This window comes from Streptomyces sp. UW30 (assembly GCF_008042075.1).
Classification (GTDB): Bacteria; Actinomycetota; Actinomycetes; order Streptomycetales; family Streptomycetaceae; genus Streptomyces.
In genome coordinates, this window is record NZ_RDBN01000043.1 from 206,259 (window position 1) to 218,367 (window position 12,109).

A 12,109-nucleotide genomic window follows, 5' to 3' on the forward strand; every position below is an offset into this window, starting at 1 on the left:
CCCTCTCAAATTTCAGTTTGCGACAGCTGACTAGACGTCAGCAAAGTCAGCATCAGGCCAGCAAGCGTCCTGCCGCGGCCGCCCACAGACAGCCACACCGTGGAATCGTCCGCCACCCGAAACCACTCCCGACACCCGCTTTGCCGCGCTCCCGCCAGCGATCCAAAAGCGGGAAGCAGCGCCCGACCGCCGCCCGCTCGTCAACCGCGTGACTTCAGGCATTCCTACAGGTCAACGCACCCTACCCCGCGGCTTCAACGCCACCCCCGGCAGCTCAGGGGCAGGCAGCGGGTCCCCGTCGTACCCCTTCACTTCCCCGAACCGCGAGCCTTCCATCCAGTCCTGACGCGCCTGCACGATCTCTTCCTGGGACCGTCCGATCCAGTTCCAGAACATGATCAGCTCCTCCTCGAACGGCTCGCCGCCGAGGAGCATCAGGCCGGCGTCCGACTCCGCGCGCAGCGGGAGTTCGGTGCGGCCGCAGCCGAGGTAGAGCATGGAGCCGGGCAGCACCGGCACACCGTCCACGTGGGCCTCGCCGGACATGGACAGGACGGCGTACTCGAAGTCCGGTTCCAGCGGGAGGCGTACGTCGGCGCCGCGCGTCAGGGCCAGGTCGGCGCCGACGATCGGGGTGTAGGTCGTGCCGGGCGAGGTCGCGCCGTCGAGGCCGCCCAGGATCAGCGTGGCCCGCACACCCGGTGCCGTGACGATCGGCAGCTCGCCGTGGTGTTCGAAGTGCGGGTCGGTGTGGCGGTGGCTGTCGGGGAGGGCGACCCACAGCTGTGCGCCGTGCAGAAAGCGGGCGTGCGGCCTCGGACTCTCCTCGGAGTGGCTGATCGCCCGGCCGGACGTCATCAGGCCCAGCTCGCGCGGGCGGATCGTCTGGAGGCTGCCCGTCGAGTCCCGGTGCAGCACCTCGCCCTCGTGCAGCCAGCTCACCGTCTGCAGGCCCATGTGCGGGTGCGGCGGCACCTGCATGCCGGACTCGTCGGCGATGTCGTCGGGACCGTAGTGATCGACGAAGCACCAGGCGCCGACCATACGACGGCCCAGATTGGGCAGCAGGCGGCGGACCTCGGTGGATTCGCCGAGCTTGACGCGGCGAGGGCTGAGAAGTTCGCGTACGGGCTCCGCCACGACGAAGCCGCGGCCGCCGCAGACGGCGGGCACCGCCTCGCGATCAAGGTTGCTCATGACGCCCAACCTAGCCCTGCCGGGGCCGCCTCGTCAGTCCGTAACCCCGGGCTGGCTCGATGCGTTCGAGAAAATAGTAGCCATGGATATAGTAGCCATGTACTGTATGCAGCATGAGCAAGGGTTCCGAGAGCGCCTCGCCTGGGTTCCTGGTGTGGCGCCTGTCCACGAAATGGCGGGTCGCGGTCGACCGGGCCGTCACCCCATTGGGGCTCACCCACGCGCAGTACGCCCTGGTGGCGTCGCTGTACGGCATGCAGCGCCGCGGCGAGCGCCCCAGCCAGCGGCGCCTCGCCGACCACACCGGGCTCGAACCGCTGTACGTGTCCAAGCTGGCGCGCTCCCTGGAGGCCGCCGGACTCCTCGAACGCACCCGGGATCCCCGCGACCCGCGCGCGGTCCAGCTGGCGCTGACCGAGCAGGGCCGGGAGCGGACCCGGCAGGCGATCGAGGTCGTCCAAGGTCTCCTGCAACAGCTGCTGACGCCGCTCGGCGGGCTGGACAGCGCGCGTACGCGGGAGTTCACGCGCGACCTGGCAACCCTGCTCGACGCACCTCTTGACCCGTTCGCCATGGACAGTGAGTCCGAGAAGGAGCAGTCATGACCACCACCACTCCCCTGCTCGACCCCCGTGTCATAGCCCTGGCCCACTACGCGAGCCGCGCGCTGCTGGAGAACGTACTGGCCCGCCACGGCGCCACGTTCCAGTGGTCCGTCACCCTCCGCCTCGTCGCCGTCGCCGACGGACCGGTCGACCGGGACGCCCTGGTCGGCGGTGTCGTCGACGCGCTGAAGATCGACCCGGCACTGGCCCACTCCACGGTCGACGAGCTGATCGCGGCGGAGCTGCTGGCCCCTCAGGAGCCGTCCGCGGTACGGATCACGGACGCCGGACGCGAGCTGTACAGCAGCACGTCCGCCGCGACCGCCCCTATCACCGCCCGTGTCTACGCCGGCATCCCGAAGGAGGACCTGGCCGTCGCCGGACGGGTGCTGAGCCTCATCACCGAGCGCGCCAACGCCGAGTTCGCGGCCATGACCAGCACGAACAAGTAGTGGAATATTGAACCACCGGCCTTCGTTGAGCGCGACGAAGGAGGTCATGGTGGAGACGATGTACTACGACCACGGAACACCGGCCGAGCGCTGGGAGCGCGCGCAGCTGTTCTTCGACGCCAAGGACTACGCGGGCGCCGCGCGCGTCCTCGGCAAGCTGGTCGAGGAGGTGCCGGAGCAGACGGGTCCGCGGCTGCTGCTGGCGCGCGCCTACTACCACTCGGCCCAACTGCGTCGTGCGGAGACCGAGTTGCGCGTCATCGTCGAGCGCGACCCCGTCGAGCAGTACGCCCGGCTGATGCTCGGCCGCACCCTGCAACGCCAGGGGCGGGACGTAGAGGCGGAGCCGCACATCCGCCTCGCCTCCGCGCTGACGGGTGACTTCGAGCAACTCTGATCAGCAGAGCGACAGAGGAACAGAGGAAATGCCAGGGGCCCGGTTCCCTCCGGAACCGGGCCCCTGGCCGTGCGTTCGAACTAGCTCGCGTCGGCCGGTGTGCGCTTCCCCCGGCGATGGGATATCTCGCCGAGCACCACGTCCACCACGATGAAGGCCGCCAGCGAGATGCCGAGCAGCGGCACGAAGTAGCCGATCACGGCGACGACCGCCACCAGCGGGACCAGGATCTGCGGCGGCACCTGCTGCCAGGCGCCGCGCGGGATGGGCCGGCCYAAGGCGGAGCCGCGGCCGCGCTGCCACCACATGCGGTAACCCCACACGATCAGCAGGATCAGGCCGAGCGTGAGCGCCATCAAGGCGATCTGGTTGACCAGGCCGAACAGGACACCGGTGTGGGCGTCGATGCCCCAGCGGGTCAACTTGGCGAGCACCGGGTAGTCGGCGAACCGCAGCACGTCGGTGACCTCGCCGGTCGTCGGGTCGATCGCGACCGAGTCCCCCTTGGTCGGCCAGGTGCGCTGCACCTGCTTCACGACATACGCGGAGGACGCGTCGGCGGGCGGCACGATTTCCACGGGATCGCCGAGGCCCTCGGCGCGCGCCGCGGCCAGGACCTTGTCGAGGCCGACGCCGTGCTCGCCGCTGCCGCCCGCACCGGCGGCGCCGCCGTGGCCACCGTGCTCACCGCCCGTCGAAGCCGAGATGGACGGGGTCGCCTGGCGCAGCGAGGTGCGCAGTTCGTCGATGTTGGCTCCGGCGTACGTCGACCAGGTCAGGCCCGTCGCCGAGAGGAACAGGAAGCCGACGGCGGCCCAGGCGCCGACGGTGCCGTGCAGGCCGAGCGTACGGCGGCGTCCGCCGGTGCCCCGGACCTTGCGCAGGGCGCGGCGGCGGGAGAACCACAGCACGAGGCCGCCGGCCGCGATCACCCACAGCCAGCTGGCGGCGAGTTCGCTGTAGAGGCGGCCGGACTCGCCGAGGTGCAGATCGCGGTGGAACTCGTCGATCCAGGTGCGCAGCGGCAGCGCGCCGGTCGAGCCGTACTGTTCGAGGGCGCCGCGCACCTCGGCGGTGTACGGGTCGACGAACACGGCCAGCGCGTGGTCGGCGTCGATGCCCTCGACCCCCGACAGCATCACCCTGGTGGACTCGTCGTCGGCCGGGGAGGGCCGTACCGCCGAGACGGTGCCCTCGGGGTGGGCCTTGCGCGCGGCGGCGACCTGCTCGGATATCGGCAGCTTCGCGTCACCGACCGGGACGTACATCTCGTGCCCGTACACGATCTTCTCGGCCTGGAACGCCCCGGCGTACAGGAAGCCGGTGGCCGCGGCGACGAGCAGGAACGGCGCGACGAGGACGCCGGCGTAGAAGTGCAGACGCAGGATCAGCGGGCGCAGCGGTGCCCATCTGCGGGGCGACGACGCCGGGGCGTCGGGGGGTGTCGCCTCCGCCGTGGTGGTCGAGGGAGCGGTGGACATCGGCGGCTTCTCCGGAGGTGGGGACGTGTGGTGCTGTGGCGGTCCAGTAGTCGGGGAAGCGAGCCGTCGAGTTCCCGCCCTCTCAAGTGACGTACGTCACAAGGGAGTCCGCCCCTCGTGCGGGCACCGTGGCATCCTGGCGCGATGGCACTTCCGAACCATCGCGCACCGCTGGCCGAGCAGGTCGAGCAACTCCTGGCCACCGGGGGTCCGTTGCCCATCGTGGCGGCCGGCGACCCGGTGCTACGGCGTCCCACCGAGCGCTTCGACGGCCAGCTGGACTCCGCGCTGCTGGCCCGCTTCGTAGAAGCCCTGCGGATCACCATGCACGCGGCGCCGGGCGTCGGCGTCGCCGCGCCGCAGGTGGGCGTATCGCTGCGGATCGCGGTGATCGAGGATCCGGCCCCGGTGCCGGAGGAGATCCGGCTGGTGCGCGGACGGGTGCCGCAGCCGTTCCGGGTGCTGGTGAACCCGTCGTACGAAGGCTTCGGGGGCGGGCGTGCCGCGTTCTTCGAGGGCTGTCTGAGCGTCCCGGGCTACCAGGCAGTGGTGGCCCGGCACACCGAGGTGCGGCTGACCGGGGAGGACGAGCACGGGCGGGCCGTCGACGAGGTGTTCTCGGGGTGGCCCGCCCGCATCGTGCAGCATGAGACGGACCACCTCGACGGCGTGCTCTACCTGGACCGGGCCGAACTGCGCTCGCTCTCCTCGAATCAGGCGATGGCCGAGCACTGGGCCCAGCCGGCCCCGGACGGGGCGGCGAGGGCCCTCGGCTTCGCACTGCCCGAGTGAGCGGCCGTTCGGCGCCGTGCGTCAGTTGTCCCGGTACGTCTCCAGCAGCCGCAGCCACACCTCGCTGATCGTCGGGTACGACGGCACCGCGTGCCAGAGCCTGCTGATCGGCACCTGGCCGACGACCGCGATCGTCGCCGAGTGGATGAGCTCGCCGACGCCGGGGCCGACGAAGGTGACGCCGAGGAGGATCTCGCGCTCCAGGTCGACGACCATGCGGGCGCGACCGCGGTAGTTGTCGCCGTACAGGGAGGAGCCCGCGACCACGAGGTTGTGGTCGACGGCGCGGACCCGGTGGCCTGCCTGTTCCGCCTCCGCGAGGGACAGGCCCACGGCGGCCGCCTCGGGGTCGGCGAAGACGACCTGGGGGACGGCGCCGTGGTCGGCGGTGGCCACGTGGGCACCCCACTCGGCGTCCAGCAGCGGCTCACCGGCAGCACGTGCCGCGATCGCCGCGCCCGCGATGCGGGCCTGGTACTTGCCCTGGTGGGTGAGGAGGGCCCGGTGGTTGATGTCGCCGACCGCGTACAGCCATTCGCTGCCGGTGACGCGCAGGGTGTCGTCGACGGGCAGCCAGGAGCCGGGTTCCAGGCCGACCGTGTCCAGGCCGATGTCGTCGGTGCGCGGGGCGCGCCCGGTAGCGAAGAGGATTTCGTCGGCCTCGATCCGCTCGCCTTGGTCGGTGATGACCACGACTGTGCCGTTCTCCCTGGTCACCGACTCGACCGAGGTGCCGGTGCGGACATCGGCGCCGGCTTCGGTGAGCGCCTCGGCGATCAGTTCCCCGGCGAACGGCTCCATGCGGTTCAGCAGGCCCTTGCCGCGGACGAGGAGCGTGACCTGCGAGCCGAGGCCCTGCCAGGCCGTCGCCATCTCGGTGGCGACCACTCCCCCGCCGACCACGACCAGCCGGTCGGGCGCGGCCTGGGCGCTGGTGGCCTCGCGGCTGGTCCAGGGCTTGACCTCGGCGAGTCCGGGCAGATCGGGCAGGACGGCTCGGGTGCCGGTGCACGCGGCGACGGCGTGCCGGGCCGTCAGGACCTTCCGTTCGCCGTCGGGGCCGGTCACCTCCACCGTGCGGGGTCCGGCGAGGCGGCCGTGGCCACGGTAGAAGTCGACATCGATGCCGTTCAGCCACTGGATCTGGCCGTCGTCCTGCCAGTTCGAGGTGAAAGCGTTGCGCCGGGCGACGACAGCGGCCGTGTCCAGGGGGCCCTGGACCGCCTGGCTCAGGCCGGGCAGTCGGCGGGCGTCGGCTTGGGCGAGGACCGGGCGCAGCAGGGCCTTGCTGGGCATGCACGCCCAGTACGAGCATTCACCGCCGACCAGCTCGCTCTCCACGACCGCGGTGGAGAGGCCGGCCGCACGGGTGCGGTCGGCGACGTTCTCCCCCACAGGCCCGGCTCCGAGCACAACGACGTCGTAAGCGATGGAATCCGTTTCCGTCATGGGGTCAGTCTTGCGGGTGGTGTGCGACGTGGCCACACGGGTACGCGCGCGGAATACGTGACCGTACGGTCGTGTTGTCGCCGACGGCTTCGCCCCCGACACCAGGAAGAGGGAATTACGCCATGAGCAGCACCGTGGAGCTCACCAAGGAGAACTTCGACGAGACGGTCACGGAGAACGATTTCGTCCTGATCGACTTCTGGGCGTCCTGGTGCGGGCCGTGCCGTCAGTTCGCCCCGGTCTACGAGAAGGCCGCGGAGGAGAACCCGGACCTGGTGTTCGGCAAGGTCGACACCGAGGCGCAGCCGGAGCTGGCCGCCGCCTTCGGTATCCAGTCGATCCCGACGCTGATGATCGTCCGTGACCGCGTCGCCGTGTTCGCCCAGCCGGGTGCCCTGCCCGAGGCCGCCCTGACGGACGTCATCGGGCAGGCCCGGGGGCTCGACATGGACGAGGTCCGCAAGGCCGTGGCGACCCAGCAGGCGCAGGCCGAGCAGGACGGCCAGTAAGGGCCGGATTCCGGATCCGGCCCCGACCGCCGGATCTAGAAGGGGTACGCCGCCACATCCCCGCGCACCGTCGTCCAGCGGATCTCGGTGAACGCCTCCAGGTTGGCCTCGCCTCCGAACCGGGCTCCGGTGCCGGAGGCGGCGAGGCCTCCGAAGGGGGCGACGGCCTCGTCGTTCACGGTCTGGTCGTTGATGTGCACGATCCCGGTCGGGATCCGCTCGGCCAGGTCGAGCCCGCGGGCGGTGTCCCGGGTGACGATGCCCAGGGAGAGGCCGTAGGAGCTCGCCGCGGCGAGGGCTGCGGCCTCGTCGGCCGTGGCGAAGGGGCGTACCGGAGCGACCGGTCCGAAGACCTCCTCGGCGTACGCGGGGGTCTCGTCGTCGACGCCGGCGAGCACGGTCGGCCGGTAGAAGAGCTCCTCGTGGGTGCCGCCCGCGGCCAGCTTGGCGCCCCGGGAGGTGCTCGCCTCCACCAGTCCGTGCACCTTGCCCAGCTGACCTGCGTCGATGAGCGGGCCGAGGTGGACCTCGGCGCGGTGCGGGTCGCCGACCGCGAGGGAGTCGGCCTTGGCGGCGAGGCGCTCGACGTACTCCTCGTACAGCGACTGGTGGACGAGGTGGCGGCCGGTGGTCATGCAGATCTGGCCCTGGTGGAAGAAGGAACCCCAGGCGGCCGTGGAGATCACCGCGTCGATGTCGGCGTCCTCCAGCACGATCAGGGCGGAGTTGCCGCCCAGTTCCAGATGCGCGCGCTTGAGATGGCGTCCGGCGGCCTCGCCGACGGCCCGGCCGGCGGCCGTGGACCCGGTGAAGGAGATGACCGGCACGTGCGGGTCCGCGACCAGCGCCTGGCCCGCCTCCGCGCCGCCCGGCAGGACGTGCAGCAGCCCCTCGGGCAGACCGGCCTCGGCGAAGACGGCGGCGAGCGACAGGCCGCCGCAGACCGCCGTGCGCGGGTCCGGCTTCAGCACGACGGCGTTGCCGAGCGCGAGGGCCGGGGCCACGGAGCGGATCGAGAGGATCAGCGGGGCGTTGAAGGGCGGGATCACGCCGACGACGCCCACGGGCACCCGGCGCGTGTACGACAGCCGGGGCGCCTCGCTGGGCAGGACCTGGCCGGCCGGGCGGGAGGCGAGGGCGGCGGCCTCGTAGCACTCCTGAGCGGCGACGTGCAGCTCGAAGTCGGCCTTGCCCGGGATGGAGCCGGACTCGCGGACGAGCCATTCGCGCAGTTCGTCGGCGTGCTCGGTGAACAGGTCGCCGGCCTTGCGCAGCACGGCGGCGCGTACGAAGTGCGGGACGCGGGCCCACTCGCCCTGGGCGGCGTGGGCGGCCTCGGCGGCCCTGCCGATGTCCTCGGCGGTGGCCAGGGTGACAGTGCCGAGCGTGTCGCCCGTGGCGGGCTCGGTGACGACGTGCTCGTCTCCCGACAGGGACGGGGACTGCCAGGTGCTGGGGTCGAGCAACGGCATGCGACTCTCCGTTCGGTCACCGGCGGGACTCACAGCGGGAGCGGAAGTCCCGAGTAGTTCACGGCCAGTTCGGCGGCGGCGTGGCGGGATGCGGTGATCCGGCGCAGACGTGCGAGCTGCATCCGGTCGTCGAACGCATCCCCGTTTGGTTGAGCGTGCAACATCCTAGTCATGTCGTCCGAGAACCGGGTGGCCTGCCACACCCGCTGCAGGCACAACTCCGAGTACCTGTCGAGGAGTTGTGTGCTCCCTGTGCGATGCAGCTCGATGAAGGCGCGGGCCAGCACCCTTACGTCCGCCACCGCGAGGTTGAGGCCCTTGGCGCCCGTCGGCGGGACGATGTGGGCGGCGTCCCCGGCGAGCAGCAGGCGGCCGTGGCGCATCGGTTCGTGGACGTAACTGCGCATCGTCGTCACCGACTTGGCAGAGATGGGGCCGCGTTCGAGGGTCCAGTCGCCGTCGATCGCGAAGCGGGCGGCAAGTTCGTCCCAGATGCGGTCGTCGGGCCAGTCGTCGGCGTCGGTGCCGTTGGGGACCTGGAGGTAGAGCCGGGAGACGGACGGTGAGCGCATGCTGTGCAGGGCGAAGCCGCGCTCACCGCGCGCGTAGATCAACTCGTCGCAGGACGGCGGGACTTCGGCCAGGATCCCGAGCCAGGAGTACGGGTACTCGTGCGCGTACGAGCGGCCGGTCCCGGCCGGGAAGACATCGCGGGAGATGCCGTGGAAGCCGTCGCAGCCGGCGATCCAGTCGCAGGTCAGCGTCCGCTCACGGCCCTCGTGCCGGAACCGTACGACGGGCGTGGCGCCCTGCGGGTTCTCGACGGCGAGCGCCGCCGCCTCGAACAACAGCGGTGGCCCGTCGGCGAGTTGCAGCGCGACGAGGTCCTTCACGATCTCGGTCTGCGCGTAGATCGTCACCGTACGGCCACCGGTGAGGGCCGGGAAGTCGATGTGGTGGCGTTCCCGGTCGAAGCGCAGCTCGATGCCCTGGTGGACCAGACCCTCGGCCACCAGCCGCTCGGCGGCGCCGGCCTCGCGCAGCGCGTCGACCGTGCCCTGTTCCAGCATTCCGGCACGCTGGCGCTGCTCGACGTACTCCCGCGTCCTGGCCTCCAGGACCACGCAGTCGACGCCCGCGCGGTGCAGCAGCCGGGCGAGGAGCAGTCCGGCGGGACCGCCGCCGATGATGCCGACCGTCGTGCGCATTCCCACGCCTCCCTGGCTTCGACGGTACGTCGGCCGGGCTCGCGAGGCCTCAGCTGGACTCGCGGTGGACCACCGTGGCCCCCAGCACCTTGTGCGTCTCGGGCGCGGCGCCCGGGCTGCGCACCGCGCGGTCGACCAGTTCCGCGAGGTCCCGGCCGGACGGCAGCTCGATATGGACCGTGCTCAGCCTAGGCCGCAGCAGCCGTCCGAGCATCAGGTCGTCGGCACCGATGACGGACGTTTCGGCGGGGACACGGATGCCCTCGTCCTTGAGGGCGCGGGTCAGCAGCATCGCGTACTCGTCGTTGTAGGCGAACACGGCGTCGAGGCCGAGGTCGCGCCAGCGGGCGGCGAGGCGGGCCGCGGACTCCTCGTCGTAGGCCAGGGGCAGCTCGGTGAGAGTGGCGTCCGTGCCGTGCAGGGCGCGGCGTACGCCTTCCAGGCGGGGCGCCGAGAAGGACTCCAGGCCGTCCTCCTCGGGCACGACGACGCCGATACGGCGCCTGCCGCGCTCGTACAGGTGGCTGCCCGCACAGTGGCCCACGGCTTCGTAGTCCATCAGCAGGGCGTGCGCTCCGTCGACGGACTCGGGGCCGAGGGTGACGACGGCCCGAGCGCCGGAGCGCTTGAGCACCGTCACGCCCTTCGGGCCGAGGCCGGAGCCCGACACCAGCACGGCGACGGGGCGCAGTTCGGCCCAGGCGCGGGCGGCCTCGTCGCTGTGCAGGCCGACGCTGCCGTGCTGGACGACGGTGTAGTCGAGGCGGCCGAGGGCCAGCTGGAGCTCGCTGAGGAACCGGCCGTACAGGGAGCCGATGGGGAAGCTGGGCGCGGGCATCAGGACCATGCGGCTGTGCCCGGCGCGCAGGCTGCGGGCAGCGGCGTGCGGGACGTAGCCGAGTTCCTTCGCGGCCTCGTGGACGCGGCGGCGGGTGGGCTCGCTGATACGGACGGCACTGGTGTTGTTGAGGACGTAGGAGACGGTCGCGCGCGAGACGCCGGCCAGGCGGGCCACATCGGCGCTCGTGGGTACCGAGCGCTGTGCGGGGGAAGCGGGCGCGGGCGTTTTCGGTATCTGCACCATGACGTACGGCATCTTTGCAGAACCTGTGTGCGGACTTCCGTTTAGGGTCTGCCGCCGCTCGGTCGGCGTGCTCCGGGGCACCCCGGAACGTTCACACCTGTGTGCGTGTCACCCGGGCCACCAGGTCGATCCACCCCGCCTCCAGCCGCTCCATGGGCATACCGCACTGCATGGTCAGGTGGTGGACCAGGGCGGGGTCGAGGTACGCCATGAGGGTCTGGGCGAGGAGGTCGCAGTCGGCGTCGGGCTGGATCTGCCGCAGCAGCACCATGACGTGGGTGTGCAGCGCCTTGATCGAGGGGTGGCTGAACCGGCGGGTCGGCTCCGGCTGGGCCGCCAGCTGCAGGTCCAGCTGCTCGGCTGAGCGGTAGAGCACCGCCACGCCGAACGCGCGCAGCCGGTCGACCGGGGGCGAACCGGGGCCCAGCGGCGCCGGCCCGCTCAGGAAGTCGGCCTGGAGCTTCCTCGCGGAGTGGTCGAGGAGCGCCGTCAGCAGGCCGGTGCGGTCGCCGAAGCGGCGGAAGACCGTCCCCTTGCCCACCCCGGCTGCCGCGGCCACCGCCTCCATGGTGACCCCGGCCGCGCCGTGCTCGGCGATCAGCTCGGAGGCGGCCTCCAGCAGCCGGGCGCGGTTGCGGGCCGCGTCGGCGCGCAGGCAGGGCTCGTCGGGGGCGGAGCCGACCTCCAGCAACTCGGGCGTGCCGAAGGGCTCCTCAGGCTTCGCAAACGGCGGCAGGGCGGCGGACATGAAGACAGCGTAAAGCATCGGGAATGAAACTGGACCGCGGTCCGCTTAGGGTGCTAGAAACGTAAACGGACCCCGGTCCGGATCGTAACGGCAATGTTTCAGCATCCTTGGAGTTCGCATGTCTGTTCGCATCCTCGCGCTCGTCGGCAGCCTTCGTGCCGGTTCGCACAACCGTCAGCTGGCCGAGGCGGCCGTCAAGCTCGCTCCCGAGGGCGCCGAGGTCGTGCTCTTCGAGGGCCTGGCCGACATCCCCTTCTACAACGAGGACATCGACGTGGAGGGCAGCGTGCCGGCCGCCGCCGCCACGCTGCGTGAGGCCGCGCAGGCCTCCGACGCGTTCCTGTTCTTCTCCCCCGAGTACAACGGCACGATCCCGGCCGTGCTGAAGAACGCCATCGACTGGCTGTCGCGCCCGTACGGCGCCGGCGCCTTCGGCGGCAAGCCGGTCGCCGTGGTCGGCACCGCCTTCGGCCAGTACGGCGGCGTATGGGCGCAGGACGAGGCCCGCAAGGCCGTGGGCATCGCCGGCGGCAAGGTGCTGGAGGACGTCAAGCTGTCCATCCCCGGCTCCGTGACCCGCTTCGCCGAGACCCACCCGGTCGACGACGCCGAGGTCGCCGCCCAGCTGACCGAGGTCATCGCGCGCGTCCACGGGCACGCGGGCGAGGCGGTCGCCGCCTGACCCCACCACGGGTCACCCCGAGGGGCCGGAGCT

At 71.5% G+C, this 12,109-nt stretch carries 13 protein-coding genes; 6 read left to right on the plus strand and 7 right to left on the minus strand.

Annotated elements, in window-relative coordinates; genetic code table 11:
• Positions 1 to 231: 231 nt before the first annotated feature.
• Positions 232 to 1,197 carry a pirin family protein gene (locus EAO75_RS31285; protein ID WP_147998508.1) on the minus strand — a complete coding sequence of 322 codons (966 nt, stop codon included), beginning with the start codon at positions 1,195 to 1,197 and terminating at the stop codon, positions 232 to 234.
• A 113-nt stretch (positions 1,198 to 1,310) separates the two neighbouring features.
• Between EAO75_RS31285 and EAO75_RS31290 the strand changes: the two genes are divergently transcribed.
• Genes EAO75_RS31290 through EAO75_RS31300 form a run of 3 tightly spaced genes read left to right on the plus strand, consistent with a single transcriptional unit; the run spans position 1,311 to position 2,651 of the window.
• The gene (locus EAO75_RS31290) at positions 1,311 to 1,802 is read left to right on the plus strand and encodes a MarR family winged helix-turn-helix transcriptional regulator (RefSeq protein WP_147998509.1); all 492 of its coding nucleotides are present in this window, start codon (positions 1,311 to 1,313) and stop codon (positions 1,800 to 1,802) included.
• The gene (locus tag EAO75_RS31295; protein WP_147998510.1) at positions 1,799 to 2,254 is read left to right on the plus strand and encodes a MarR family winged helix-turn-helix transcriptional regulator; all 456 of its coding nucleotides are present in this window, start codon (positions 1,799 to 1,801) and stop codon (positions 2,252 to 2,254) included. Before EAO75_RS31290 ends, EAO75_RS31295 begins: the two co-directional genes overlap by 4 nt.
• Before the next feature lie 49 nt (positions 2,255 to 2,303).
• Positions 2,304 to 2,651, plus strand: a complete 348-nt coding sequence (locus EAO75_RS31300; protein ID WP_147998688.1) for a tetratricopeptide repeat protein — start codon at positions 2,304 to 2,306, stop codon at positions 2,649 to 2,651.
• A gap of 80 nt (positions 2,652 to 2,731) precedes the next feature.
• On the opposite strand, the gene EAO75_RS31305 is transcribed toward EAO75_RS31300, so the two are convergent.
• Entirely contained in the window at positions 2,732 to 4,132 is a 1,401-nt protein-coding gene (locus EAO75_RS31305; protein ID WP_147998511.1) for a PepSY-associated TM helix domain-containing protein, read from the minus strand.
• 144 nt (positions 4,133 to 4,276) lie between these two features.
• On the opposite strand from EAO75_RS31305, the gene EAO75_RS31310 reads away from it, so the two are divergent.
• The gene (locus tag EAO75_RS31310) at positions 4,277 to 4,924 is read left to right on the plus strand and encodes a peptide deformylase (protein ID WP_147998512.1); all 648 of its coding nucleotides are present in this window, start codon (positions 4,277 to 4,279) and stop codon (positions 4,922 to 4,924) included.
• A 21-nt stretch (positions 4,925 to 4,945) separates the two neighbouring features.
• Here EAO75_RS31310 and EAO75_RS31315 read toward each other — a convergent pair whose 3' ends face one another.
• Complete coding sequence (locus EAO75_RS31315) at positions 4,946 to 6,373, minus strand: dihydrolipoyl dehydrogenase family protein (RefSeq protein ID WP_147998513.1); 1,428 nt, start codon at positions 6,371 to 6,373, stop codon at positions 4,946 to 4,948.
• Between the two features lie 122 nt (positions 6,374 to 6,495).
• On the opposite strand from EAO75_RS31315, the gene trxA reads away from it, so the two are divergent.
• On the plus strand, positions 6,496 to 6,882 hold the full coding sequence (gene trxA, locus EAO75_RS31320; RefSeq protein WP_147998514.1) for a thioredoxin: 387 nt from the start codon (positions 6,496 to 6,498) through the stop codon (positions 6,880 to 6,882).
• Between the two features lie 35 nt (positions 6,883 to 6,917).
• Here the strand turns inward: trxA and EAO75_RS31325 are convergent, their stop codons facing one another.
• The 4 genes from EAO75_RS31325 to EAO75_RS31340 form a co-directional block, all read right to left on the minus strand.
• Entirely contained in the window at positions 6,918 to 8,354 is a 1,437-nt protein-coding gene (locus EAO75_RS31325; RefSeq protein WP_147998515.1) for a benzaldehyde dehydrogenase, read from the minus strand.
• A gap of 29 nt (positions 8,355 to 8,383) precedes the next feature.
• Positions 8,384 to 9,562 (minus strand): 4-hydroxybenzoate 3-monooxygenase, encoded by a 1,179-nt coding sequence (locus EAO75_RS31330; RefSeq protein WP_147998516.1) that lies wholly within the window; start codon positions 9,560 to 9,562, stop codon positions 8,384 to 8,386.
• A gap of 49 nt (positions 9,563 to 9,611) precedes the next feature.
• Complete coding sequence (locus tag EAO75_RS31335; RefSeq protein WP_147998517.1) at positions 9,612 to 10,646, minus strand: LacI family DNA-binding transcriptional regulator; 1,035 nt, start codon at positions 10,644 to 10,646, stop codon at positions 9,612 to 9,614.
• Positions 10,647 to 10,737: 91 nt separating this feature from the next.
• On the minus strand, positions 10,738 to 11,412 hold the full coding sequence (locus EAO75_RS31340; protein ID WP_187284649.1) for a TetR/AcrR family transcriptional regulator: 675 nt from the start codon (positions 11,410 to 11,412) through the stop codon (positions 10,738 to 10,740).
• Between the two features lie 100 nt (positions 11,413 to 11,512).
• Between EAO75_RS31340 and EAO75_RS31345 the strand changes: the two genes are divergently transcribed.
• On the plus strand, positions 11,513 to 12,076 hold the full coding sequence (locus EAO75_RS31345) for an NADPH-dependent FMN reductase (RefSeq protein WP_147998518.1): 564 nt from the start codon (positions 11,513 to 11,515) through the stop codon (positions 12,074 to 12,076).
• The last annotated feature ends 33 nt before the right edge of the window (positions 12,077 to 12,109 follow it).

Bases quoted from the DNA above. Each gene is read 5' to 3' on its own strand.
- EAO75_RS31285 (WP_147998508.1), bottom strand. From the start codon at position 1,197: ATGAGCAACCTTGATCGCGAGGCGGTGCCCGCCGTCTGCGGCGGCCGC.
- EAO75_RS31290 (WP_147998509.1), top strand. From the start codon at position 1,311: ATGAGCAAGGGTTCCGAGAGCGCCTCGCCTGGGTTCCTGGTGTGGCGC.
- EAO75_RS31295 (WP_147998510.1), top strand. From the start codon at position 1,799: ATGACCACCACCACTCCCCTGCTCGACCCCCGTGTCATAGCCCTGGCC.
- EAO75_RS31310 (WP_147998512.1), top strand. From the start codon at position 4,277: ATGGCACTTCCGAACCATCGCGCACCGCTGGCCGAGCAGGTCGAGCAA.
- EAO75_RS31315 (WP_147998513.1), bottom strand. From the start codon at position 6,373: ATGACGGAAACGGATTCCATCGCTTACGACGTCGTTGTGCTCGGAGCC.
- trxA (WP_147998514.1), top strand. From the start codon at position 6,496: ATGAGCAGCACCGTGGAGCTCACCAAGGAGAACTTCGACGAGACGGTC.
- EAO75_RS31325 (WP_147998515.1), bottom strand. From the start codon at position 8,354: ATGCCGTTGCTCGACCCCAGCACCTGGCAGTCCCCGTCCCTGTCGGGA.
- EAO75_RS31330 (WP_147998516.1), bottom strand. From the start codon at position 9,562: ATGCGCACGACGGTCGGCATCATCGGCGGCGGTCCCGCCGGACTGCTC.
- EAO75_RS31335 (WP_147998517.1), bottom strand. From the start codon at position 10,646: ATGGTGCAGATACCGAAAACGCCCGCGCCCGCTTCCCCCGCACAGCGC.
- EAO75_RS31340 (WP_187284649.1), bottom strand. From the start codon at position 11,412: ATGCTTTACGCTGTCTTCATGTCCGCCGCCCTGCCGCCGTTTGCGAAG.
- EAO75_RS31345 (WP_147998518.1), top strand. From the start codon at position 11,513: ATGTCTGTTCGCATCCTCGCGCTCGTCGGCAGCCTTCGTGCCGGTTCG.